Annotated in this window: 20 protein-coding genes, 2 tRNA genes and 1 pseudogene; 18 read left to right on the forward strand and 5 right to left on the reverse strand. The window is 68.0% G+C overall.

The window, feature by feature from the left end:
• Window positions 1-2: 2 nt before the first annotated feature.
• The 5 genes from ACTWQA_RS50590 (at window position 3) to sbnB (ending at window position 4,278) form a co-directional block, all read left to right on the forward strand.
• Window positions 3-1,178, forward strand: coding sequence for an acyl-CoA dehydrogenase family protein (locus ACTWQA_RS50590; protein WP_443165990.1), 1,176 nt, complete (start codon window positions 3-5; stop codon window positions 1,176-1,178).
• Entirely contained in the window at window positions 1,175-1,435 is a 261-nt protein-coding gene (locus tag ACTWQA_RS50595) for a hypothetical protein (RefSeq protein WP_443165991.1), read from the forward strand. The genes ACTWQA_RS50590 and ACTWQA_RS50595 overlap by 4 nt, the downstream gene beginning before the upstream one ends.
• Window positions 1,413-2,228 (forward strand): aminoacyl--tRNA ligase-related protein, encoded by an 816-nt coding sequence (locus ACTWQA_RS50600; RefSeq protein WP_443165992.1) that lies wholly within the window; start codon window positions 1,413-1,415, stop codon window positions 2,226-2,228. The genes ACTWQA_RS50595 and ACTWQA_RS50600 overlap by 23 nt, the downstream gene beginning before the upstream one ends.
• Window positions 2,229-2,309: 81 nt before the next feature.
• Window positions 2,310-3,290: a 2,3-diaminopropionate biosynthesis protein SbnA gene (sbnA, locus tag ACTWQA_RS50605; protein ID WP_443165993.1), complete on the forward strand. Its 981-nt coding sequence runs from the start codon at window positions 2,310-2,312 to the stop codon at window positions 3,288-3,290.
• Window positions 3,283-4,278, forward strand: a complete 996-nt coding sequence (sbnB, locus tag ACTWQA_RS50610; protein WP_443165994.1) for a 2,3-diaminopropionate biosynthesis protein SbnB — start codon at window positions 3,283-3,285, stop codon at window positions 4,276-4,278. The genes sbnA and sbnB overlap by 8 nt, the downstream gene beginning before the upstream one ends.
• A gap of 64 nt (window positions 4,279-4,342) precedes the next feature.
• Here the strand turns inward: sbnB and ACTWQA_RS50615 are convergent, their stop codons facing one another.
• Entirely contained in the window at window positions 4,343-5,230 is an 888-nt protein-coding gene (locus ACTWQA_RS50615; protein WP_443165995.1) for a TauD/TfdA family dioxygenase, read from the reverse strand.
• 749 nt (window positions 5,231-5,979) lie between these two features.
• Window positions 5,980-6,068 (reverse strand) — tRNA-Leu (locus ACTWQA_RS50620).
• Between the two features lie 373 nt (window positions 6,069-6,441).
• Here ACTWQA_RS50620 and ACTWQA_RS50625 point away from each other — a divergent pair.
• Window positions 6,442-6,993 carry a hypothetical protein gene (locus ACTWQA_RS50625; RefSeq protein WP_443165996.1) on the forward strand — a complete coding sequence of 184 codons (552 nt, stop codon included), beginning with the start codon at window positions 6,442-6,444 and terminating at the stop codon, window positions 6,991-6,993.
• 199 nt (window positions 6,994-7,192) lie between these two features.
• Window positions 7,193-9,265, forward strand: coding sequence for a chaplin family protein (locus ACTWQA_RS50630; RefSeq protein ID WP_443165997.1), 2,073 nt, complete (start codon window positions 7,193-7,195; stop codon window positions 9,263-9,265).
• A 157-nt stretch (window positions 9,266-9,422) separates the two neighbouring features.
• On the opposite strand, the gene ACTWQA_RS50635 is transcribed toward ACTWQA_RS50630, so the two are convergent.
• Window positions 9,423-9,590, reverse strand: a complete 168-nt coding sequence (locus tag ACTWQA_RS50635; protein ID WP_236667176.1) for a DUF5703 family protein — start codon at window positions 9,588-9,590, stop codon at window positions 9,423-9,425.
• A 208-nt stretch (window positions 9,591-9,798) separates the two neighbouring features.
• Here ACTWQA_RS50635 and topA point away from each other — a divergent pair, with 208 nt between their 5' ends.
• The 10 genes from topA to ACTWQA_RS50685 all read left to right on the forward strand — a co-directional run bounded on the left by topA (window position 9,799) and on the right by ACTWQA_RS50685 (window position 21,754).
• Window positions 9,799-12,489, forward strand: a complete 2,691-nt coding sequence (gene topA / locus ACTWQA_RS50640; protein ID WP_443165998.1) for a type I DNA topoisomerase — start codon at window positions 9,799-9,801, stop codon at window positions 12,487-12,489.
• 14 nt (window positions 12,490-12,503) lie between these two features.
• Complete coding sequence (locus tag ACTWQA_RS50645; protein WP_443165999.1) at window positions 12,504-13,820, forward strand: metallophosphoesterase; 1,317 nt, start codon at window positions 12,504-12,506, stop codon at window positions 13,818-13,820.
• Window positions 13,821-13,890: 70 nt separating this feature from the next.
• The gene (locus ACTWQA_RS50650) at window positions 13,891-14,433 is read left to right on the forward strand and encodes a helix-turn-helix transcriptional regulator (protein ID WP_443166000.1); all 543 of its coding nucleotides are present in this window, start codon (window positions 13,891-13,893) and stop codon (window positions 14,431-14,433) included.
• Window positions 14,434-14,572: 139 nt separating this feature from the next.
• A complete protein-coding gene (gene tmk / locus ACTWQA_RS50655) occupies window positions 14,573-16,624 on the forward strand; it encodes a dTMP kinase (RefSeq protein ID WP_443166001.1) in 2,052 nt (683 codons plus the stop codon).
• Between the two features lie 55 nt (window positions 16,625-16,679).
• Window positions 16,680-17,852 (forward strand): DNA polymerase III subunit delta', encoded by a 1,173-nt coding sequence (locus ACTWQA_RS50660; protein ID WP_443166002.1) that lies wholly within the window; start codon window positions 16,680-16,682, stop codon window positions 17,850-17,852.
• Window positions 17,853-17,961: 109 nt separating this feature from the next.
• Window positions 17,962-18,852 (forward strand): permease-like cell division protein FtsX, encoded by an 891-nt coding sequence (locus ACTWQA_RS50665; RefSeq protein WP_443166003.1) that lies wholly within the window; start codon window positions 17,962-17,964, stop codon window positions 18,850-18,852.
• Window positions 18,853-18,909: 57 nt separating this feature from the next.
• The gene (locus ACTWQA_RS50670; protein WP_443166004.1) at window positions 18,910-19,437 is read left to right on the forward strand and encodes a SigE family RNA polymerase sigma factor; all 528 of its coding nucleotides are present in this window, start codon (window positions 18,910-18,912) and stop codon (window positions 19,435-19,437) included.
• A complete protein-coding gene (locus ACTWQA_RS50675; protein WP_443166005.1) occupies window positions 19,434-20,483 on the forward strand; it encodes a permease-like cell division protein FtsX in 1,050 nt (349 codons plus the stop codon). The genes ACTWQA_RS50670 and ACTWQA_RS50675 overlap by 4 nt, the downstream gene beginning before the upstream one ends.
• 122 nt (window positions 20,484-20,605) lie before the next feature.
• Window positions 20,606-21,427, forward strand: a complete 822-nt coding sequence (locus ACTWQA_RS50680; RefSeq protein WP_371825794.1) for a PSP1 domain-containing protein — start codon at window positions 20,606-20,608, stop codon at window positions 21,425-21,427.
• A 250-nt stretch (window positions 21,428-21,677) separates the two neighbouring features.
• Window positions 21,678-21,754, forward strand: a tRNA-Thr gene (locus ACTWQA_RS50685).
• A 90-nt stretch (window positions 21,755-21,844) separates the two neighbouring features.
• On the opposite strand, the pseudogene ACTWQA_RS50690 reads toward ACTWQA_RS50685, so the two are convergent.
• Window positions 21,845-22,233 (reverse strand): annotated as a pseudogene (locus ACTWQA_RS50690) (DUF5131 family protein).
• 97 nt (window positions 22,234-22,330) lie between these two features.
• On the opposite strand from ACTWQA_RS50690, the gene ACTWQA_RS50695 reads away from it, so the two are divergent.
• On the forward strand, window positions 22,331-22,573 hold the full coding sequence (locus ACTWQA_RS50695; RefSeq protein WP_443166006.1) for a helix-turn-helix domain-containing protein: 243 nt from the start codon (window positions 22,331-22,333) through the stop codon (window positions 22,571-22,573).
• Window positions 22,574-22,599: 26 nt separating this feature from the next.
• On the opposite strand, the gene ACTWQA_RS50700 is transcribed toward ACTWQA_RS50695, so the two are convergent.
• Window positions 22,600-23,166 carry a hypothetical protein gene (locus tag ACTWQA_RS50700; RefSeq protein ID WP_443166007.1) on the reverse strand — a complete coding sequence of 189 codons (567 nt, stop codon included), beginning with the start codon at window positions 23,164-23,166 and terminating at the stop codon, window positions 22,600-22,602.
• Window positions 23,167-23,309 lie beyond the last annotated feature (143 nt).

The raw sequence follows: 23,309 nt of genomic DNA on the forward strand, positions 1-23,309 counted from the left end.
TCATGATCCGATGGAGCCCCGAGCAGGCCGAGTTGCGTGCGGGACTGGCCCGCTGGTACGACGACCTCAGCGCCGATCACGTGGAGCAAGACGCCGAGGGCGTCTTTCCGCGCGAGAAGTGGGAGCTGATCAAGAAGAGCGGCATTCTCGGCCTGCCCTTCGGCTCGTCCTGGGGCGGGCTCGGGCAGGACCTGCTGACCACCATGTACGTGCTCGAAGGGCTGGGCCACGGCTGCCGGGACAGCGGGCTGAGCTTCTGCGTCACCACCAGCATGGCCAGCACCGGGGTGCCGCTGCAGGACTTCGGGTCCGCGGCGCTCAAGGACCGGTATCTGCCGGGGATCTGCAGCGGCGACGCGATCGGCGCCCATGCCATCACCGAGACCGAGAGTGGCTCGGACGCGCTCCAGATGCGCACCACGGCCAAGCGCGACGGCGACCACTTCGTCCTGGGCGGCAGCAAGATCTTCGTGAGCAATGGCCCGATCGCCGACCTGATCATGGTGTACGCCCGGACCCGGCCGGACGCCGGCGCGCTCGGCATCACCGCGTTCCTGGTCCCGAGGGACACGCCGGGACTCAGCGTCGGCGCGCCGACGGCCAAGATGGGGCTGCGTACCTCGCCCCTGGCCGAGCTGTTCCTGGACGGCTGCCGGGTGCCCGCCACCCACGTGGTGGGCAGGGAAGGCGGCGGCTTCCTGGTGCTGGACCACGTGATGAAGCGGGAGATCCTCTTCTCGTTCATCGTCAACGTGGGCGAGATGCAGCACCGGCTGGACCGGTGCGTCGACTACGCCCGGACGCGCAAGCAGTTCGGTCAGCCGATCGGCTCCTTCCAGGCCGTGTCGCACAAGATCGTGGACATGAAGATCCGGCTGGAGACCGCGCGGAAGTGGCTGTACGACACGGCCGAACGGCTGCTCACCGGCGCGAACGTCACCACCGAACTGGCCATCGCCAAGCTGGTCACCAGCGAGGCCAACCTCGAGTCGAGCCTGACGGCCGTGCAGATCTTCGGCGGCAACGGCTACATGTCCGAGTACGGCCTGGAGAAGGACGTCCGCAATGCCGTGGCCGGGCGGATCTACTCCGGCAGCAACGAAATGCAATACAACCGCGTCGCGGCCATGCTCGGCCTGGGCGCGACCGCACCGACGAAAGAGACGCCGAAGCCATGACCCCGCCGACCCCACCCACCATTGACATCGCCGTGCAGTACCTGCGGTCCAAGCAGCCCGAACTCACCGAGATCCCCCCGGACTTGGATCTCATCGAGAGCCGCATCCTGGACTCGATCGGGTTCGTGGGCTTCCTGGTCCTGCTCGCGGAGCACACCGGGGAGGAGATCCGGATGGAGGAAGTGACTCCGGAGGATTTCCGCACCCTGAACGCGATCGAGAAGAGGTTCTTCAGTGCTGGCAAAGCTTGGTCCTGACCTGGTGCGGCTGCGGGCCGCGCTGGAGACCCGATTCACCGGCTGGGCCGCGGAGTCCGGTGCCGCTGCCATGCTGTACCCGCCGCTGGTGCCGGTGGCGGACCTGGAGCGGATCGACTACTTCCGCAACTTCCCGCACCTGGCGCTGCTCGGGTCGGGCCTCAACGGCGAGGCCGTCACGCGGTACGGCGACGCCGGCGTGACCGGGCCCGCGGTGCCGGCGACGGCGCTGACCGATCCCGCCTACGCGCTGCCGTCGGCGGCCTGCTACCAGGTGTACTTCGACCTGGCCGGGCAGCAGCTCGACCAGCCGCGCCGGGTGACCACGGTGGCGACCTGCTTCCGCCGCGAAGAGCACTATGACGGCCTGCGGCGGCTGCTCGGATTCTCGATGCGAGAGATCGTCTGCGTCGGTGACCGGGACGCCGTCCGGGATCATCTGAGCTCGTACAAGGAGCTGCTGACCGGCTACTTCGCCGCTCTCGGGCTGCCGGTCAAGGTGGCGCCGGCGGCGGACCCGTTCTTCGAACCAGGCGAGACAGGCGGCGCGCGGGCGCTGATGGCGCAGCTGTTCCCGGTCAAGGAAGAGTTCCTGTACGACGGCACGCTGGCCATCGCGTCGGTCAACTTCCACCGAAACTTCTTCGGCGAACGCTGTGACATCCGCACCGCGGACGGGACTCACGCCTACACCGGGTGCGTCGCGTTCGGTATCGAGCGCTGGATCAGTGCCCTCACCACGCACTTCGAGCTCAGCAACGCCGAGCTGTGCGAGCTGGTGCTGGCCCACTGAGGGTGCCGCGGCAGCTCTTCGTCCCATTCTCTTTCACGTACTTGCGCCAGGTGCCGCAAGGCCAGACAGGTCGGGGGAAACTTGCCGGTATTCAGCTCTGCGAGCGAGATCATCCTTGATGACATTTTCCTGCGGCTCCCCGGCTTCGTCGCCGATCTGGATGTCTTCCTCAAACTCGAGGCCTTCAACCCGGCCGGTTCCCTGAAACTCAAGACCGCGGTCGGACTGGTCGACAGCGTGCTGTCCGCGGGTCTCCTGACCCAGCCGCACGGCCGGCTGATCGAATCGAGCTCGGGGAATCTGGGTGTCGCGCTGAGCGTGGTCGCCACGGAACGCGGCTTCCCGCTCACCATCGTCACCGACGTGAACGCGAACCGGCAGGCGATCCAGACGATGGAGGCGCTGGGCACCCAGGTTGTGGTGATCGACCAGAGAGACCAGAACGGTGGTTTCCTGCAGCACCGCATCACCTACATCCAGCGTGCGCTCGAGCAGGATCCGCATCTGATCTGGCTGAACCAGTACGCCAACCTGGCCAACGCCCACGCCCACCGGGACCGGACCGCCCGCAACGCCCACGCCGAGCTGGGCACCATCGACGTGCTCGTGGTGGGGGTCGGTTCCACCGGCACCCTGATGGGGTGCTTGGAATACTTCGCCCAGCACAGCGTGCACACCCGCATCGTCGCCGTGGATGTCGAAGGATCGGTGACTTTCGGCGGTATTCCGGCTTCTCGCCATATTCCCGGCATCGGCACCAGTCGCAGACCGGAGATCTTCACCGACTCCGACGCCTTCGACAAGGTGCTCGTCGCCGAGCCGGACACCATCGCCATGTGCCGCCAGGTGGCTCGTGAATATGGCCTGCTGGTCGGTGGCTCGACCGGCTCCGCGCTCAGCGCGGTGCGGCAGATTTCCAAGTCCATCGCGCGCGGAAGCCGAGTGGCGGTCATCTCCCCCGACCTCGGTGACAGGTACCTGGACTCGATCTATTCCGACGGGTGGATCGCGTCGCGCTACGGTGACGCGCTGGCCGAGACAAGCGGGAGCAGTTTTGTTTGAGTTCGACGTGGTGCCCGGGACAGTGGTCGCCGAAACCCTTGGGTCGAGCCGGAAACAGGTCCTCGACCTGGTACGGGACGCCTACCTTTGGCATGAGCGCGACCAGACCGTCAATCCGGACAGCTATTTCCTACGCTTCCCCGACAAGCCCGAGGCCCGCATCATCGCACTGCCCGCCTACGTCGGCGGGACGGTGGACAGGGCCGGAATCAAGTGGATCAGCAGCTTCCCGAAGAATATCGACCGGGGCGTGCCGCGGGCCTCGGCCGTGCTGCTGCTCAACGACTACGCGACCGGGCATCCGATCGCGTGCCTGGAGGCGGCCGGCATCAGCGCCGCCAGGACCGCGGCTTCGGCGGCCGTCGCCACCGCCGCTCTGACCGAGCAGGTGTCGCGGGTCTCCATCGTGGGCGCCGGGGTCATCGCCCGCACCATTTTCGACTACCTGCTGGCGGCGGGCCTCCGGCCGCACCGTCTGGACGTGTACGACCTGGAGACCGGCAGCGCCGAAAGCCTCGCGCGGTATGCCGCCACCCAGCTCGACCACGTGTCAGTGGTGCCGACCCTTGACGAGGCCCTGGGCAGCGACCTGGTCGTCTTCGCCACCACGACGGCGACCCCTTATGTCGACGCCGCCACCCGGCTGCGGCCGGGCCAGATCCTGCTGAACATCTCGCTGCGCGACCTGGCGCCCGAGCTGCTGCTCGGCGCCAACAACATCGTCGATGACGTCGAACACTGCCTGAAGGCGCAAACTTCGCCGCACCTGGCCGAGCAGCTGTCCGGGAGGCGGGACTTCATCAACGGCACCATCGGCGGCCTGTTGCTGGGACAGGTCAGCCTTGACCCTGACCGGCCGGTGATCGTCTCGCCGTTCGGGCTGGGTGTGCTCGACATCGTGGTCGGCAACTTCGTGCTGGAGCAGGCACGCCGCGACGGCCGGGCGATCGGGATCCCCGGCTTCTTCGGCGAGACGACGCGCTGGTAGGGGGTCTGACCCGGGCGCATGACCGCTCGCCGTCGCGCCCGGGTCGCGTCCCGTCTCACCGGAGCTAGATCAGCCCGGCGGTCATGGAGACCAGAGTCCGGCGCTTGCCCGTGAACGGCTGCCTGCCGTGGGCGCAGCGCATGTTGTCCACCACGAGGATGTCGCCCGGCTCCCAGGGGAAGGCGAAGGACGCCTCGTCGTACGCGGTCTTGATTGCTTCCAGATCCTCGGCGGGGATGGGCGACCCGTCGCCGAGATAGGCGTTGCGCGGCAGGCCGTCCTCGCCGTAGACCTCCATCAGCGTCTCGTAGATGTCCGGCGACAGGCTGGAGGCGTGGAAGAGGTTGGCCTGGTTGAACCAGACGCGCTGTCCCCGGTAGTCCTGGTAGGCGGGGCGGTGGTGCCGCGTGCGCAGGCCGTCCGCGGTCCACTCGAACTCCTGGTTGTGCTTCTTGCAGTAGACCTCCACGTCCGTGGGGTCCTCGGTCTGGAACGCCTCCTGCCACGACAGGCCGATGTCGGAGCGGAACGACCGCGTGTACACCACACCCCCCTCGAAATGTTCACGCACGAGCTCCGGGAGAAGCCGGTAGACCGCGGCGCTGTCGGCGATCGGTGTCGCGCCGCCCGTCTCGGCCGCCGTGACGGACAGGAAGAACAGCACGCCGGGCCAGGTCTCGGAGTAGGAGGCCTCGTTGTGCATGGGGATCGACACCTCGGCGGGATACTCGGTCGAGGTGTAGACCGCGTCGGTCACCGAGGTCCGTGGGGTCGAGCGCTCGGTGTACTTGAGGGGCTCCCCTCCTACGTTCCGCACAAAACGCTCGAACTCGTCAACGTCCGCCGAGCCGCCGCGCAGGAGCACGGCGCCGTGCTCCGTGAGCGACTCCCGGATCCGCCCGACGTCGGGGGTGACCGCGATGGTGGTGTGCTCGTTTCCCATGAGTTCCATTTGCTGGTCTCCATCCACAGGGGTTCACAGGTTGACGCGCAAGCCGTACGAGCTTAGCGAAGTTGATCTAGACCGCCAGGCTCGGTACCTCGATCGAACGGCTCCACCCTGACAGGACGACCGGCCAGCCGGGTCGGCTGGCCGGTCCTCTGCTCAACGGCCTCTAGAAAGAAGGCCGTAGTTGCCCCAGTTGTTGCGATGTTTTCGCCGGTGCCGCTTTGGAAGTCCCCTCGGCCGTTGCCTCGGTAGAGGTGGAGGGTTTTTGGTGCCGAGCAGACCATCGTCAAGGCGATCCGGCGGGCCAAGTGTGTGCGGGCGCTCGATGGAGGGCTCCTGGACAAACGAGCGGCCCAACTACCGCTGCCGGCCAGCGTGTTCATCCGTCAGGATGTGATCGCGGCGCATCTAGGCGCCCTGCTTATCCGTGCCATTGCCGATGCCGAAGGCGTGACCGACCTGGATGCCCTCGCGATTTGGCCGAACAGTCCCAGCTTTGTCTTGCCATGGGTCTGGCGCTCACCTATGACCCGGCAGCCCAGGCCCTGACCGCCAGCGGGGCTACGGGCGAGATCAGGATCAGCCTGAGGTAGATCCAGGAGCAGCGGCGGCGACAGGTGTCCCGGGGAGTCGAACCCCCATGGAGGACTATGCAATATCACCTGACACCGGCCCGGAGAGATAGATCTCACAACCGAAATCATCCGGTGACAGGGAGTTATTGCATCTTCATGCGACTCTATGAATGACCTTGGTGTCCGAGGGGGGACTTGAACCCCCATGCCCATCACTGGGCACTAGCACCTCAAGCTAGCGCGTCTGCCTATTCCGCCACCCGGACTTGGTGCCTGCACGCGAGACCGTCATCCCGCGTCGGCTCAGTAAGGTTAGCAAACTCTGCGGGGTGCGTCATACCAAGAATCCGGTCACTCTTCGAAGACCTCTTGGTAGGGCCCGGATGGGGCACGTTGGGGGCGCTGATGGCGGCGTCTTGGTGTGGGTGCCAGCCGGATGGGGTGATTGGGGCTGGTTTGGGAGTTGTGCGGTTGGCGAATTCCTGGGACTCACGTGAAAAGAGGGTTGCGGCGACCTTGCGTGCTGCTACGGTTACGGACCGTTGAGGGATGAGTCCTCGGAACGTCCTCATGGTGTGGGGTCGGTTCTGGAGTCCGGGAGGTCACGTGGTGCGCGCGGCAGTGCGGCAGTCGAGGGAGATGTCCTTCGCTGCGTGCCGTCTGCCCGTGGCCCATCCGGAGCAGGACGCGGCTGACGATCGGGTTCGCCGGATGGCGCGGTTCGCGGCCGGTGCCCGACGGGTCGTCGTGCGGGCAGTCATGATCGGTGCCCTCGCGGTCGCCGGGTGGCTGCTCGCCGTTCTGTTCGGCATGCTCACCGCTGCTCCGGCAGCTGCGGACGTCACCGCCACGGCGGATTCCGCCGTGGCGGAAGCGGTGCCCCATGCCCTCGTGGGCTCGGATCAGGGCTCGGCGTCGATCAACGCCGAGGCCATGGCCGGGCGCACGGTCGACGGGCTCAACAGCCAGCGGGATCCTGGCCTTCCATCACCGTCCACTGCCGGAAAGATCCTGGACACCAATGGCTTGGTGCCCAATGGCGGTGGCAGCGGCCCGTTCGGTGCCGCTACGGGGGACATCGCGAGGTCCGTCTTCGACCCGCGGCTCCAGGCACGGCGCGCTCTCCCGGCGTACGTGCTGCCCCCCGTCGTCCGCACAGCGGCGGACGACCCTTCTTTCTCACCTGACTGACCCCCGCCTTCACATCGCACTGGTCGGCATCTTCATGCCACAGCGGCGGAGCGCGGCTTGATCCCCTCCGCCGGCGGGTGACACGTCAGTCAAACCGGTTCGCGGTCCCGAGGTCTCCGCTGTGCGTGAACCTCATCTGGTCTCGGGCTGCCCGCGATCTGTTCAGGTATCCCCCCAAGAACCACTAGGAGCATTCATCATGCGTACGTGGGCCAAGGCATCGACCCCTGCCGCCCTTCTCGCGGTGGCGGTCATGTCGTTCGGCGGCGGCACCGCCCTCGCCGACACCTCAGGCGACGGTTCCATCGGCGGCGGCAACCAGGTTGACTTGCCGATCTCCCTCCCCATCGACATCAGCGGCAACTCGGTCGCGGCGGCCGGCTCGGCGGAGGCCTCCTCGCAGGGCGGCGCCGAGGTCGTGAACAACGGCAGGAGCGGCATCTCCGGCAGGACCTCGGGTGACGATTCCGTCGGCGGCGGCAACCAGATCAACGTTCCGATCAGCGCCCCGGTCAACGCCTGCGGCAACGCGATCGCGCTGTTCGGCGAGGCCGACGCCGGCTGCAAGGGCGGCGCGAGCGTTCGCAATCAGGGCAAGGGCGGCGCGGGCGGCAACCGTACCTCCGGCGACGGGAGCGTGCTCGGCGGCAACCAGATCACCGCGCCCGTCTCCGCCCCGCTGAACGCCTGCGGCAACGCGGTAGCGATCTTCGGCGACGCCACGGCGGGGTGCAAGGGCGGCGCGACCGTCTACGGCACAGGCGCGGGCGGCAACCGTACGTCCGGTGAGGGGAGCGTGCTGGGCGGCAACCAGGTCGTCGCGCCCATCAGCGCGCCGATCAACCTCTGCGGCAACTCGGTGGCCGTGTTCGGGCGGGCGTTCTCGGGCTGCAAGGGCGGCTCTTCCGTGACCAGCGGCGGGCCGAGCTACCGCAAGCACCACAGGAGCGCGGGCAACGACACCGACGGGCGCTTCGGCGCGGGCAGCGGCAACCAGGTCGTGGCCCCGGTCAGCCTGCCGGTCGAGGTCTGTGGCAACGCCGCGGGCAACGCCACCGCGGGCTGCAACGGCGGCGCCGAGGTCCGCAACGCCGGCGCGGGCGGCAACCGTACGTCGGGAGTGGGCGGTGTGCTGAGCGGGAACCAGGCGGTCGCGCCGATCAGTGCGCCCGTCAACGTCTGCGGCAACGCGGCCGCCGCGCTCGGGCACGCTTTCGCCGGCTGCAAGGGCGGCGCCAAGGTCCGCAACTCCGGCGCGGGCGGCAACCGTACGTCGGGAGTGGGCGGTGTGCTGAGCGGGAACCAGGCGGTCGCGCCGATCAGTGCGCCCGTCGACATCTGCGGCAACGCGGCTGCGGTGTTCGGGGCCTCCGAGGCCCACTGCAAGGGCGGCGCGGGGGTCTCGCCGGGTAACGGCGGCGGCAACCGGACGTCCGGCAGGGGCGGTGTGCTGGCCGGTAACCAGATCGTGGCGCCGATCGCCGCGCCGGTGAACGTCTGCGGCAACGCCGTGGCCGTCCTGGGCGACGCCGCGGCCGGATGCCTGGGCGGGGCGAACGTCGGCAGGCCCGGACACGAGAGTTCCGGCGGCTCGTACGGGCGCACCCACGCCACCGTCAGCAAGACCGCGACCGCGAAGAGCGGCCTGCTGCCCATGCTGGCCGGCGTCCCGGCCCTGGGCGGCCTCCAGGGTGTCCCGGCCGTCGGGGCTCTCGAGAGTGTTCCAGGGGTCGAGGTCCTGGAGAGCGTCCCCGCAGCGGGGGCGCTGAAGGAGACCATCGGTGGCGTCTCCGCGGTGACCGAGCAGGTGCAGGGTCTGGCGTATGGCGCTCGGCTGCAGGACGTCGTCGGTGCCGCGCCGCTCGACGCCGTTTCCGGTCTCACGCAGCAGGTGACCGCGGTGCCGCTGGTCGAGGACGTCGCCAGGACGTTCGGCCTGCCGCAGCTGCCTGAGCTGCCCGGCCTGCCCGTCCAGGCCCAGGCCCCGGCCAAGGCGTCGAAGACCGCGCACTCCCGTCCGGCGCCGGCCCGCTCGTCCTCCCCGCTCAGCACGGCGACCGACCTGGTCTCCTCCACTCCCGTCGGCGGCGCGGTGACCTCCGTCACCCGGGGCCTGCCGATCGGCGGCATCGGCCTGATGAGCGCCGAGCAGCCTGCCGGCCTCACCGGGATGAACCCGAGCTCGCTGCTCGCCCTCGCGCTCGGCGCCATGTTCGCCGCGTCGGCCACGCTGTTCGCGTCGGCCCGCCGCATCCGGTTCGCCCGCAGGTAGTCCCGCCACACCTTCCGGCTTCGACCCGGCCGGAAGTGAGGGATTCGGCGAGTCCGTATACAGGTACGGCTGCTGCTCACAGCCCGTGAGCAGTCAGCGATAGATGCTTTGCCCGTTCCGGGGGCGCGGCCTGGGACGGGCAAAGCCATGTCCGCGTTCAGAGCGTCCGGCGGACCCGCATAATCTTGCGGCGTAGCCGTACGTGACGGCTCCCGTCGGGGTGGACGCGTACGCGCGCGAGCTCCCATTGACCGTACTCTGCGTGTTCGGTCAGCAGCTGACGTGCTGCTTCGCGAGTGAGGTCGCGCGGAATGAAGATATCCATGTAGGAGTAGTCGAGCACAACGATTAGTCTCCAGGGTGAGTCAGGGCGCCATGCCGCTCGATGGGCCTTATTCTGCGTGCTTGTGGGTGGACCCGGAAGGTAGTGGGTAGCCCGGGGGAAGGAAATTTCCGCGAGTCGGGTTACCTTTCAGTCTGTGCCGACTCCCGGCAGGGGGATTTTGCTAGCGAACAGCGAGGTAGGAAGCAGCGTGCCAGCCAAGAACGGCAGCGCCGGCGGAACACGCCTGGTGATCGTCGAGTCGCCGGCCAAGGCGAAGACGATCGCCGGGTACCTCGGGCGCGGCTACATCGTCGAATCGAGCATCGGCCACATCCGCGACCTGCCGGAGAAAGCCGACGACATCCCTGAGAAGTTCAAGGGGGCGCCATGGGCGCGTCTCGGGGTGAATGTCGAGCACGACTTCGAGCCGCTGTACGTCGTCAACCCGGACAAGCGGTCGCAGGTCGCCAAACTGCGGCAGCTGCTGAAGGACGCCGACGAACTCTATCTGGCCACCGACGAGGACCGCGAGGGCGAGGCCATCGCCTGGCACCTGCGCGAGGTGCTCAAGCCCAAGGTTCCGGTGCACCGCATGGTGTTCCACGAGATCACCCCGCAGGCCATCCAGGACGCCGTGGCCAACCCGCGCGACCTCAACCTCCGCCTGGTGGACGCCCAGGAGACCAGGCGCATCCTCGACCGGCTCTACGGTTACGAGGTCAGCCCCGTGCTGTGGAAGAAGGTCAAGCCCAGGCTGTCGGCGGGTCGCGTCCAGTCCGTGGCGACGCGGCTGGTGGTGGAGCGTGAGCGGGAGCGCATCGCGTTCACGTCCGCCCACTACTGGGACCTGCAGGCGCTGTTCGACACCAACAAGCCGGAGGAGCGTCCGCGCGACTTCACCGCGACGCTGACCCTTGTAGACGGCAAGCGGGTGGCGCAGGGCCGCGACTTCGCCAGCACTGGGCGGCTCAAGAACGCCGATGTGCTGCACCTGTCCGAGGCGGCCGCGGGCGAGCTCGCCGGGCGGCTCCAGGGGGTGTCGTTCGCGGTCAAGTCGGTCGAGCGCAAGCCGTACACGCGCAAGCCGTACGCGCCGTTCCGGACGACCACATTGCAGCAGGAGGCCAGCCGGAAGCTGGGATTCTCCGCCAAATACACGATGCAGGTCGCCCAGCGGCTCTACGAGAACGGCTTCATCACCTACATGCGTACCGACAGCATCACGCTGTCGGAGACGGCGATCGCGGCCGCGCGGTCGCAGGCGATCAAGCTGTACGGCCGCGAGTACGTCCCGGACAAGCCGCGCGTCTACAGCAGCAAGGTCAAAAGCGCCCAGGAGGCGCACGAGGCGATCCGGCCCTCTGGCGAGGAGTTCCGCACGCCGGGCGAGACCGGGCTGACGGGCGACCAGTTCCGTCTGTACGAGCTGATCTGGCAGCGGACCGTGTCCTCCCAGATGAAGGACGCGGTCGGCGAGTCGGTCACGGTGAAGGTGAGCGGCAGGTCGTCGGCCGGGGAGGACGTCGAGTTCAGCGCGTCCGGCCGGACGATCACGTTCTACGGCTTCCTCAAGGCGTACGTGGAGGGGGCCGACGATCCGTCGACCGACCGCGACGACTCCGAGAAGCGGCTGCCGAACTTGGCCGAAGGCGACCCGCTCAGCGTGACCAGGCTCGATGTGGCCGGCCACTCGACCAAGCCGCCCGCCCGTTACACCGAGGCGACGCTGGTCAAGGAGCTGGAGGATCGGGAGATCGGGCGGCCGTCGACGTACGCCTCGATCATCGGGACGATCCTCGACCGCGGCTACGTGTTCAAGAAGGGCACGGCGCTGGTGCCGTCGTTCCTGGCGTTCGCCGTGGTCAACCTGCTGGAGCAGCATTTCGGCAACCTGGTCGACTACGACTTCACGGCCGACATGGAGAAGGTGCTCGACGACATCGCCAACGACCGCGCGGAGCGGGTGCCGGAGCTGCAGCGGTTCTACTACGGCTCCGACGGCGACGAGGGCCTGAAGGAGATGGTCACCGACCTCGGCGACATCGACGCCAAGGAGATCAGCTCGTTCCCGGTCAGGGGGTCGGACATCGTCCTGCGGGTCGGGCGGTACGGCCCCTACCTGGACAGGGAGGGCGCCCGGGTCAACGTGCCCGAGGACATGACGCCCGACGAGCTGACCGCGGAGAAGGCCGAGGAGCTGTTCTCGCGGCCGACGGGTGACCGCGAGCTGGGGCACGACCCGGTGACCGGGCACATGATCGTGGCCAAGGACGGTCGTTACGGGCCTTATGTGACGGAGATCCTGCCCGAGCCGCCCGTGGACGAGGAGGCTCCCAAGCGGCGGACGAAGAAGGCCGAAGCGCCGAAGCCCCGTACGAGCTCGCTGTTCAAGACGATGTCGCTGGACACGATCACGCTCGAGGACGCGCTCAAGCTGCTGTCGATCCCCAGGGTCGTGGGTGAGCTGGAGGGCGAGGAGGTCACGGCGTACAACGGCAAGTTCGGGCCCTACCTGAAGAAGGGCACGGACTCGCGCTCGCTGGCCTCCGAGGAGGCCCTGTTCACGGTCACCATCGACCAGGCGAAGGAGCTGTTCGCGCAGCCCAAGCCGCGTGGGCGGCGGGCCGCTGCCGCGGCGCCGCTGCGCGAGCTGGGCGACGACCCCAACTCCAAGAAGCCGGTCGTGGTCAAGGAGGGGCGCTTCGGCCCCTACGTGACCGACGGCGAGACCAACGCCTCCCTGCGCAAGGGCGACACGGTCGAGGACATCACGATCGAGCGGGCGGCGGAGCTGCTGGCCGAGCGGCGGGAGCGGGCGCCGGCGCCGAAGAAGACCACCACGACGAGGAAGGCGCCGGCGAAAAAGCCTCCCGCGAAGAAGCCGGCTGCCAAATCGTAAGTAGCATCTAATACGTGGTGGTCCTGATCTTCGTCGGCCTGGTGCTGCTGGCGCACTATTACCTCTGGCACCGGCTGGTGCGTTCGACCACCGGCCCCGGGCGGCTGCGCAAGGCGCTGACCTGGGGCATGGTGGGCCTGTTCGCGCTGGTCGTGGGCACGTTCGTCAGCACACGGATGGAGTTCGGGCACTGGCTGGCCTGGCCGGGTTACGTCTGGCTGGCGTTGCTGTTCTATCTGTTCCTGTTCTTGGTGGTGCTGGAGATTCCGCGGGCTGTGGCGGGGTTGTTCCTGCGCAGGGCCGAGCGGAAGCGGGCGCCGGAGGCCGAGTTCGAGCCTGTCCCGGTCCTGGCCGGCACGGCGGCGCCGGTCGAGGAGACCGCGCCGGCTGAGACCGCGTCGGTTGAGACGGTTCCGCCAGTTGAGACGATCCCGTCTGCTGAGGGGGCCGCCCCTGTTGAGAGGGCCGCGCCGGCTGAGAAGGCCGCGCCCCCTGCTCCGCTGAGCAGGCGGTTGTTCCTCGGGCGGGCCACCGCCGCCATCGCCGGGGCCGGCGCGCTGAGCGCGGTCGGCTACGGCATCACGAGCGCTCTGGGCGATCCCGTGCTCGAGCGGGTCAAGGTCACGCTGCCGAACCTGGACCAGCGGCTCGGCGGCCTGCGGTTCGCCGTGGTCAGCGACATCCATCTGGGACCGCTGACGGGGAAGGCCCACACCGAGCGCATCGTCCGCATGATCAACGGGCTCGAGGCCGACGTCGTCGCGATCGTGGGTGACCTGGTGGACGGGTCGGTGGCCCAGCTCGGCGCGCTGGCGCGGCCGCTGAAGGACCTCGAGTCCCGCTACGGGGCATATTTCGTGACCGGCAATCATGAATACTTCGCCCCCGGCGGGTTCGCCGAGTGGATCGAGGAATTGGGGCAGCTCGGTGTACGTCCGCTGCGAAACGAGCGCGTGGAGATCAGGCACCAGGGCGCCGTCCTCGATCTGGCCGGGGTGAACGACCTCAACGGCACCTCCCAGGGCGACGGCCCCGACTTCGACAAGGCCCTCGGCAACCGCGACACCAGCCGGTCCACGGTGCTGCTCGCGCATCAGCCGGTCCAGGTCGACCAGGCCGCCCGCCATGGCGTGGACCTGCAGCTGTCTGGCCACACGCACGGCGGTCAGATGGCGCCGTTCAGCCTGGTCGTGGGGCTGCAGCAGCCGGTGGTGTCCGGCTTGGCGACCGTGGACGGGGTGCAGGTCTACGTCACCAGGGGCGCCGGGTTCTGGGGGCCGCCCGTGAGGGTCGGGGCACCGCCCGAGATCACGATGCTGGAACTCGCCTAGCGTAGTCGAGTGGCCACAAGGCGCCATGATGCCGTAGTATCCGGCCGGATACGCAGGGGAAGGATCATCCATGGTGCCCTCGCCGATGGAGGCGGCGCTGGCGTCCGGTGTCGCCGTCTGGGCCAAGCGCGGTGGGCTGCTGTTCAAGCAGGCCAGGCACGCCGCGAGCATGAATCAGAAGGCGCTGGCCACCGTCAGCGGCACGTCGCGGACCACGCTGTCGGCCTATGAGCACGGCAGGAAGTCGCCGACGCTCGAGACGGCCGGGCGCATCCTCGACGCGGCCGGGTTCCGGTTGGCGCTGGAGCCGAAGGTAGAGTTCGCCGCGCGGCCCTTTCCTGTGCCGAACCGGTTGTGGCGGTTGCCGGTCGCCGCGGCGCTGGGGATGGCGCGGCTGCGTGGCCGTGACTACGACCTCGCCGACCGTGCGGGGCGGAGGGCGGCATACACCCTGTTGTTGTGCGAGGGCAGTCCTCAGGAACTGCACGACCACGTGGACGGTGTGCTGCTCGCCGAGCTCTGGGACGATCTGGACCTGCCACCCGATATCCGGGCCGAGTGGGGCCCATTGGTAGCAGAGGCTCGAGATGGGACCGGAGTTTTCAATTGGTGATATTTTCGGGGACCCATTCGAGGTGTGTAACCTGCGCGCGGGGCCGCGTACGTAATACTCTCGGCCACGAGTCCGCCGGGAATATCCGGCTCGTCTCTTGTCCACCCGCTTCTGGTCAAGACCTGGATACCCTGAAATCATGACTGCCCCTGGCCGACGCCGCCCTACCCACGTGCTGGCCAACGCGCCGTTTCGACGGCTCTGGATGGCCATGTCGGTGTGCAGTCTGGGTGACTGGCTCAACATTCTCGCGCTGACCGCGCTGGCCGCCAACCTCACCCAAGGTGACGACTACCGTGTGCAGTCGCTGGCCGTCGGCGGTGTCTTCATCGCCAAGATGTTGCCGGCCGTGCTGCTCGGGCCGCTCGCGGGCGTGTTCGCCGACCGGTTCGACCGGCGGCTGACGATGTTCGCGGCGGACCTGGCCAGGTTCGCCGTGGTGCTGTCGATCCCGGTGGTCAACAGTTACCAGTGGATCATCGTGGCGACCATCCTGGTCGAGTGCGTCAACCTGTTCTGGGTCCCGGCCAAGGACGCCACGGTTCCCAATCTGGTGCCGAAGGAGCAGCTGGAGTCGGCCAACCGGCTCAACCTGCTGGTCACGTACGGCAGCGCGCCGGTCGCGGCCATGTTGTTCGCGGCGCTGTCCGTGGCGGGCGACCTGATGAGGACCGTCGTGCCGTTCCCTGCCGGCCGGGACGCCACCGGGCTGGCGCTGGTCGTCAACGCCTGCGCCTACCTGGCGTCGGCGTTCCTGATCTTCACGTTGCGTGACATCCCCAAGCGGGACGGCGCGATCTCCACTCCCTCTGTGCTCAAGCAGATCGTTGAGGGCTGGCGGTTCGTCGGCGGCAACCGGCTGGTGCGCGGGCTGATCATCGGCATGCTGGGGGCGTTCGCCGCCGGTGGGGCCGTGGTCGGCGTGGCGAGGATCTACGTGAGCACGCTCGGCGGCGGCGACGCGGCCTACGGTGTCGTGTTCGCGGCGGTCTTCGTCGGCATGGCGCTGGGCATGTTCTTCGGGCTCCGGCTGCTGCGCGAGTTGTCGCGGCGGCGGCTGTTCGGGGTGGCCATCACGGTGGCGGGCCTGGTCCTGGTCGCGATCGCGCTGGTGCACAACCTGGTGATCGTGGTCATGCTGACCGTGCTGCTCGGGGCGTGCGCCGGGATCGCCTGGATCATCGGCTACACGCTGATCGGGCTGGAGGTCGAGGACGGGCTGCGTGGCCGTACGTTCGCGTTCCTGCAGTCCACGGCGCGCGTCACGCTGCTGCTCGTGGTCGCCGTCGCCAGCCCGCTGGCGGCGTTGTTCGGCGTGCACAGGCTGGAGCTGGGCGAGTTCGCCTACCGGTTCGACGGGACCAACCTGGTGCTGGTGGTCGGCGGGGTGCTCGCCACGATCGTCGGCCTCCTGGCGCTGCGCCACATGGACGACAGGAAGGGCGTCTCCCTGGCGGCTGATCTCATCGCGGCGGTGCGTGGCGAGCGCTTCCCCACCGAGGCCGTCGAGCACGTGCCGGGGTTGTTCGTGGCGTTCGAGGGTGGCGAGGGGTCGGGCAAGACGACCCAGGCGCGGCTGATCGCCATCTGGCTGCGCGACCAGGGATACGACGTCGTGCAGACGCGCGAGCCGGGCTCCACCAAGGTCGGCATGCGGCTGCGGGCCATCCTGCTGGACGCGGCAGAGCGCGGGTTGTCGGCGCGCTCGGAGGCGCTGCTTTACGCCGCCGACCGGGCCGAGCACGTGGAAAAGGTGATCCGGCCGGCGCTCTACCGGGGCTCGCTGGTGATCACCGACCGCTACGTGGACTCGTCGCTGGCCTACCAGGGCGCGGGGCGGGCGCTCGATCCCAAAGACGTTTCCAAGATCAACGCTTGGGCGACGGGTGGGCTGGTGCCGCATCTGACCGTGCTCATCGATACGCCGCCCAAGCTGGGGCTGACCCGGCTGGGCGGGGCGGTCGACCGGATCGAGGCCGAGCCGCTGGAGTTCCACGAGCGGGTGCGCAAGGAGTTCCGGGCGCTGGCGGCGGCCGCGCCCGAGCGTTATCTGGTCGTGGACGGCACCCAGCCGCTCGAGATGATCACCCGGCAGATCCAGGACCGCATTCGCGACATCCTGCCCGACCCGGTCCCGGAGGAGGCGGAGGACGTCACGGGGACGATGCCGGCGATCCGCGACTGGGGGTGAGTCCCTCGCCCCGTTGTTGCGCCCACGTGGGGTGGCGGGCAATTACCCTTAGCGCGTGACCGTTTTCGATGACCTCGTGGGGCAGGACAAGGCGGTGGCCGTGCTGTCGCGGGCCGCGGCGGCGGCCGGAGAGGTCGTCGGCGGCGGGCGCGGCACGGGCATGACGCATGCCTGGCTGTTCACCGGCCCGCCCGGCTCCGGACGCCAGGACGCCGCCCGTGCCTTCGCCGCAGCGCTGCTGTGCCCTGACGGCGGCTGCGGCCACTGCGACCAGTGCCACCAGGTGCTGATCGGCTCTCACCCCGACCTGGAGTCCGTACGCCCCGAGGGCCTGTCCTACAGCGTCAAGCAGACCCGCGAGCTCATCCTGCGTGCCGCCGGGGCACCGACGCAGGGGCGGTGGCGGGTCATCCTGTTCGAGGACGCCGACCGGGCCACGGAGTCGGCCGCGAACGCCCTGCTCAAGGCCATCGAAGAGCCCCCGCCCCGCACGGTGTGGCTGCTGTGCGCGCCTGCCCCCGACGACCTGATGATCACCATCAGGTCCCGCTGCCGGCTGATCACCCTGACCACACCCAGCGCGGACGCGGTCGCCCACGTGCTCGCGACGCGTGACAGCGTGCCGTGGGAGACGGCCGCGTTCGCCGCCCGGGCCGCTCAGGGGCACATCAGCAGGGCGCGGGCGCTGGCGCTCGACGAGGGGACCAGGCAGCGGCGCGAGGCCGTGCTGAGCATTCCACGCTCGCTCACGGGGGTGGGGGAGTGCGTGTCCGCCGCCGAGCGTCTGGTGAAGACGGCGGAGGAGGAGGCGGCCGCGGCCACGGCCGCGCTCAATGAGAATGAGACCGCCGAGCTGCGCAAAATCTACGGCGAGGGCTCCACGGGCAAGGGGCTCAACCGAGGGCTGGTGCGGGGCGGGGCCGGGGCGCTGAAGGAGCTGGAGGACCGGCAGAAGTCACGGGCCACGCGGATCAAGCGGGACTCACTGGACTCGGCGTTGCTCGAGCTGGTGTCGTTCTACCGCGACGTGCTGGCCATGCAGTTCGGGGCGGCGGTGGAGCTGGCGAACGACGACATCCGGTTCGATCTCGATCAACTGGCCAAGCGGTCGACGCCCGAGGAAACAATGCGGCGGATCGATGCGATCATGCAGTGCAGGGAACGGCTCGGGGCCAATGTCAACCCGCAGATCGCGGTCGAGGCAATGATGCTGGCGCTGCGCGGCTGACATTTCACAAGCGAAGGGGTTCGTGAACAGGGTGCCTGGCGGCATGGTGCGGGCGGGATCCCGGCGTTCGTGGTTATTGAGCGGAGCGGCGGTGTCCGCCGGGGTGCTCGTGGCGGCGGTCTTCGCCGGACCAGGGGGAGGGCCGCGAGCGGTAGCCGCCACGCCCGCCCCCGCGGTCGTCTCGGGCGTTCAGTCCGACGATCAATGGGAGATCGTGGTCTTCCTGTGCATGCCGTCCACGTACGGGTGCCACAAAAGTGATGCCACCGAGAAGCAGAAACGGGCGCTGCAGGCGTTTCTGGGGGCCATGCCAGAGTTGACCGAGATCCGCTTCCTTGATCGCGCCGCCATGTACGAGAGCTTGCGGCATGACTTCGCCGCCAACCGGCCGCTGCTGAAGTCGGTCACGGCCAAGGAGCTGCCGGAATCGTTCCGCCTGCGGGTGAAGCAGGGGGCCGACCGGGCGCGCGTGGTCGCCGCGGTCCACGGACGGTCCGGGGTGGGCAGGGTCGAAGATCTGGCGGAATTCAACGACGGGTCTTGGGCAGACCCCTCGGACGGGACGGTCTTCCTCTGCGCGAAGGGCTCCTTAACGCCTGCCTGCGTGTCCGGCCGAGGCAAGGCGAACAAGAAGGCGGCGACGTTCCGCGAGAAGAAGGCCATTATCGCGGCGCTCGACCGGATGCCCGGAGTCGAGTCGTACGTCTTCCAAGATCAGAGAACCGCGTATCGGCACTTTGCCACCACATATGCGGACAATGAGGCGCTCGTCGCCATCACCAAGGTCTCGGATATGCCCGAGTCGTACCGGCTGACGCTGTACCCCGTGGCCGACTGGAACGGTGTGATGGCCAGCCTGTCGCGGTTGTCCGGAGTGAGCCAGGTTTACAACCAGAGATGCTCGGACACGAAGATGAAGCTGATCGCGGAATATGGGTTCAGCGATATGCCCGGGAGCAACGTGCTCACCAAGAAGGCGTGCGCTCCCAGGGCGGGATAGCCGGAAACCCATCGAGTGACCGAAGCAGCAGATGAGGCTGCCGGGCGTCTCTGTTACGTGGAAGTGGAACTGCTCACCCAAGGTGAGGCCCTGGCGCGGCGGCAGGTCGACGTGGCGGCGATCTTCGCCGATCATCACGTGGGTCTCGTACGGCTGGCACTCATCATGGTCGGCGATCAGGCGACCGCCGAGGACGTCGTGCAGGAGGCGTTCGCCCGCACTCATGCCGGCCGAGGCAGGCTGCGGGACGTCGACAAGGCCCTGGTTTATGTGCGCTCCGCGGTGCTCAACGGGTGCCGGTCGATCCTGCGAAGACGGGCGGTGGTGTTCCGGCGGGCGGTGCCCTACGAGCCACCCGTCTGGTCGGCAGAGAGCGCCGCGCTCATGGGCGAGGAGCGGCGCGAGGTCCTGCTCGCCCTGAGAGAGCTGCCGCGCAGGCAGCGTGAGGCGCTGACGCTGCGCTACTACCTCGACCTGTCCGACCAGGAGATCGCCGAGACCATGGGGATCAGCGCGAGCACGGCCAGGTCCACGATCGCGCGAGGGCTGGGCGCCCTCGGCCGAGCACTCAAGGAGGGATCATGAACAGCCCGGTCGAAGACAGACTGCGTGAGGCGCTCGCCGAGGCGGGGGCGGCGATCGACCCCAGCACCCTCAGGCCGCTGCGGGCACCGCAGCGGCGGCGGCTCCGGATGGATTTCCGGCTGGTGGCCGTGGCGGTGGCCGTAGTGCTCGCGGGGGTGGCGACCGCCGCGGGGCTGGGCGGTCTCGAAGGCGAGGACCAGGTGGTGGCGACGAACCCGGAGGAGGCGGATATGGCCGTCTTCTTGTGCACGAAGTCAGCGCCGAAGGAGACGCTGTGCCGGGGGCGCGACGTGAGCCTGGAGGAGGTGCGCGCGGTCGAGCGGGCGGTGAGGGGGCTGACGCAGGTCGAAGAGGTGTTCTTCGTGGACCAGGCGAGCGCCTACGACAGCTTCCGGGTCAGCTTCGCGGACAACAAGGCGCTGCTTGACTCGGTCAAGGTCACCGACATGCCGATGTCGTTGCGGCTGGAGATCAAGGAGGGGGCTGATCGGCGCGAGGTGCAGCAGGCGCTGCGAGGACTGCCCGGGATACAGAGTGTCGTGGATCGGAAAGCCGCCTCTGCCGAGGCGTCGGCGTCGGCCGAGCGGCTGTCGGAGCCGCGGCTCAGCGTGTTTCTCTGCGGCAAGGGGTCCACCCTGCCGGCGTGCGCTGCCGAGCGCGAGTCCCGGGGCAAGGACAAACTCTCTGCCAAGCGGGGCAAGGAAGCGACGAACGCCCAGAAAACGGCCATCAGGAAGCTGATCGAGGCCATGCCTGAGGTCCACTCGTACGTCTTCGAGGACAAGAAAGCGGCGTATGAGAACTTCATACGCGCGTACAAGAGCAACAAGGCGATTGTCGAGGCAACCCGCGTGGAGGACATGCCCGAATCCTTCCGGTTGGTGCTGAAGCCGAACACCGACTGGGCCGAGACGGTCGCCACGCTGAAGCGCCAACCAGGGGTGGCCTCGGCCAACTACATTCCCTGCCTGGCCGTGCAGGCCACGCTGGAGATCGACTACGGCTTGTTCCTGCATGACAGCAAGGTGTGCCCGATCAGCAAGTGATCCGGCGAACATCCACCTCCGCACCCCTGACCTTCCGCGTACGGACCCACGTAGTGTGGCAACGAAGGCCGCAAGAACCCCCGAGGCCGTCAGGAGGCGAGCTCGAGCCCATGGGAATGATCATGGCCGTGAGCTTCACCCGTTATGGGAGGCTCTACTACCTCGATCCCGGCGGGCACAGCCCGAAGGTGGGCGACAAGGTGCTCGTGCCGACCGACTCGGGTCCGGAGGTGGCGGAGTGCGTGTGGGCGCCGCAATATTCGAGTGAGGACATCGACGGGCTGCCGGTGTGCGCGGGGCCGGCAGGTGAGGAGCATCTGGCCCGCGACGAGTCCAACAAGCGCCGTCGGGCCGAGGCGCGTAGCGTGTCCAAGCGCCTGATCAAGCGGCACTCGCTGCCGATGAAGGTGGTCGGGGTCGACTACCTGGACCAGGACAACGTCTACACGGTCTATTTCTCGGCCCCGCACCGGGTGGACTTCCGTGCCCTGGTCCGAGATCTGGCCCGCAACCTGCGTGCCCGGGTCGAGTTGCGCCAGATCGGCCCGAGGGACGAGGCACGCCTGCAGGGCGGCATCGGCCCGTGTGGCCGTGACCTCTGTTGTGCCACGTTCTTGAAGGACTTCGAGCCGGTGTCCGTACGCATGGCCAAGGACCAGGATCTGCCGGTCAATCCGCTGCGGATCGCGGGCGCGTGCGGGCGGCTCATGTGCTGCCTCAAGTACGAGCATCCGCTGTATCAGGAGTTCCGCGCTTCGGCGCCCCGGGTGGGGGCCAGTGTGGAGACCCCGCAGGGGGCGGGGACGGTCGTGGGGCACAACGTGCCGTCCGACTCCGTGGTGGTGCGGCTCAACGATGGGGGGCGGCGGTGCGCGTGCTCCAAGGCAAGCGTGTGCTCGCCGCGTCAACAACACGACGCCATGTATGGCGACGGACCGTCATAGCCAGGGACGCGGAGCCTACGCTCGCGGGTGCCCCGGACGCGTCTGCGATCGCCTCGATGTCGGCGGCGATACTGGCACCCTTCCTGCGCGGCATCCGGTCCCGCAGTCCGGTCCCGGCCGACTGAAGATGAATACCCTGAGGCAGGTCACTGGGAAGGGCCGGGGGCGGGGTGATCTGTCCGGGCATCGGGTGATCGGTGGGAGCGAGAACCCCTCTGGCTCCTGTAGACTCTTCCAAGCCAAACGGCGCGCCGCCTTAGCTCAGTCGGCCAGAGCACTTCACTCGTAATGAAGGGGTCTGGGGTTCGAATCCCCAAGGCGGCTCCAGGTTTGACCAGGCAAAACGCCCGGTCCGAGATCAACTCGGGCCGGGCATTCTTGATCGAATGCGATGGAAGTGCGATCGATCTTGGATTTTCAGGCCTCCGCTGTCACCAGCCGAGACGAGCGCTTGGTGAGTATCTGGTAGGTGTGTTGCGGTGTCTCAGCGATCACCTTGAAGACCTGGCGGACGAAGTCGACTGGGACTCTCGCGTGGAAGGGTCGCTCATTGAGTTGACGAACACCACCCGTGGCGTACGCCAGGTGTACGGCTGCATCAAGGCAGCGGAGTGAATCGTCAGGCCAAAGCCAGGACCTGAGGTCCGCGGGTCACCGTCTTGCTGGTACTTCTCCACGCCCATGGCTTTCAGCCGCCTAGCCAGAGCGAGGGCGTAACAGTTATCGCATCCGGGCGAGATCTGGTCGTACCCAGTCGTGGGATTCCAGGTGACCTCGGTCCACTCGATGCTTGTCCGCTTGGCCATCGATCCCACCTGCCTGGCCCCAGCATTGCGCAAGAGATCACTGCCAGAGGTGTTAAACTTTTACCGATATTAATTTATCACTCAACTGGGTGGTGCGGTGAGGGTTGGCCGTAGACGACGAACTGAGAGTCGCTACCTGTCTGAGGCCGCGCAGCTTGCGCGAAGGCTGCGTGAGCTCCGGACCCAGGCGGAGCTCACGCAGGAACAGTTGGCCGCTCGAGCGGAGATCGCCGTCTCGACGCTACGAAAGATCGAATCTTCAGCGGTGGTGGAGCCGGGCTATTTCACGATCATGGCATTGCTCAAGGTCTTGAACGCCACGAGCAATGACCTGGCCTGACTCTCTCCCCCGCTGGCGTCTGCGGCTCAACGAAGACTCACCCCACGGTGAGGCCGATCCCCGGGCGTGCTCACCACTGGCGTGCGCGCCCCCGCAGCCCACACCACGACCAGTCCGAAGCTGGTGGGGTAGATAGACGAGGTCGGCCTCCGCCAGCCCTCGCTCGCCGCGCCGTACGCTGAGTTAGAACTCGAAGGAGCGGACCCCTTCGTGCCCTTCGAACAGCACGCACGGCTCATCGTGCACACCGTTGGGTCCTCGGCGCGGTCACTGACATACTCGGCCTGGCACGGTGCCAACGCGATCAGCTCACGCTGTCGATCGGTCCAGCGAATCCACACGAACTGGTCCGGATCGGCCGGAACCAGCTGAACCTCCGACATATGCGGGCCGGCATGACCGGGCTGTAGCTCACACCCGTAGGCGAGTTTCCGCTCATTGGCCACGTACTTTCCCGACAGCGGCCCCCACTCAGCGTCGGTCAGCACGTTGTAGTGCGGGCAGGCGGCTTCGGGCATGTGACGCTGCCGGCCGACCGTCAGCGCGGCCGCCATCCCCGCCGCGTTCACCACGCGTTGGATAGCTTCGGCCACCGCCTCGGCATCACCATCTGAGAGGGCGTTACGCGAGTTGATGTCCGCTTCGTCGCTTGCGCTGGATAGTGCAGGCTGGTCAGGGCAGGGTTCGCCGGGCTACGGGAGCGGTTGAGCGAACAAACCCGGCTCGTTCTCCACGA

The organism is Nonomuraea sp. 10N515B (assembly GCF_052245915.1).
Classification (GTDB): Bacteria; Actinomycetota; Actinomycetes; order Streptosporangiales; family Streptosporangiaceae; genus Nonomuraea.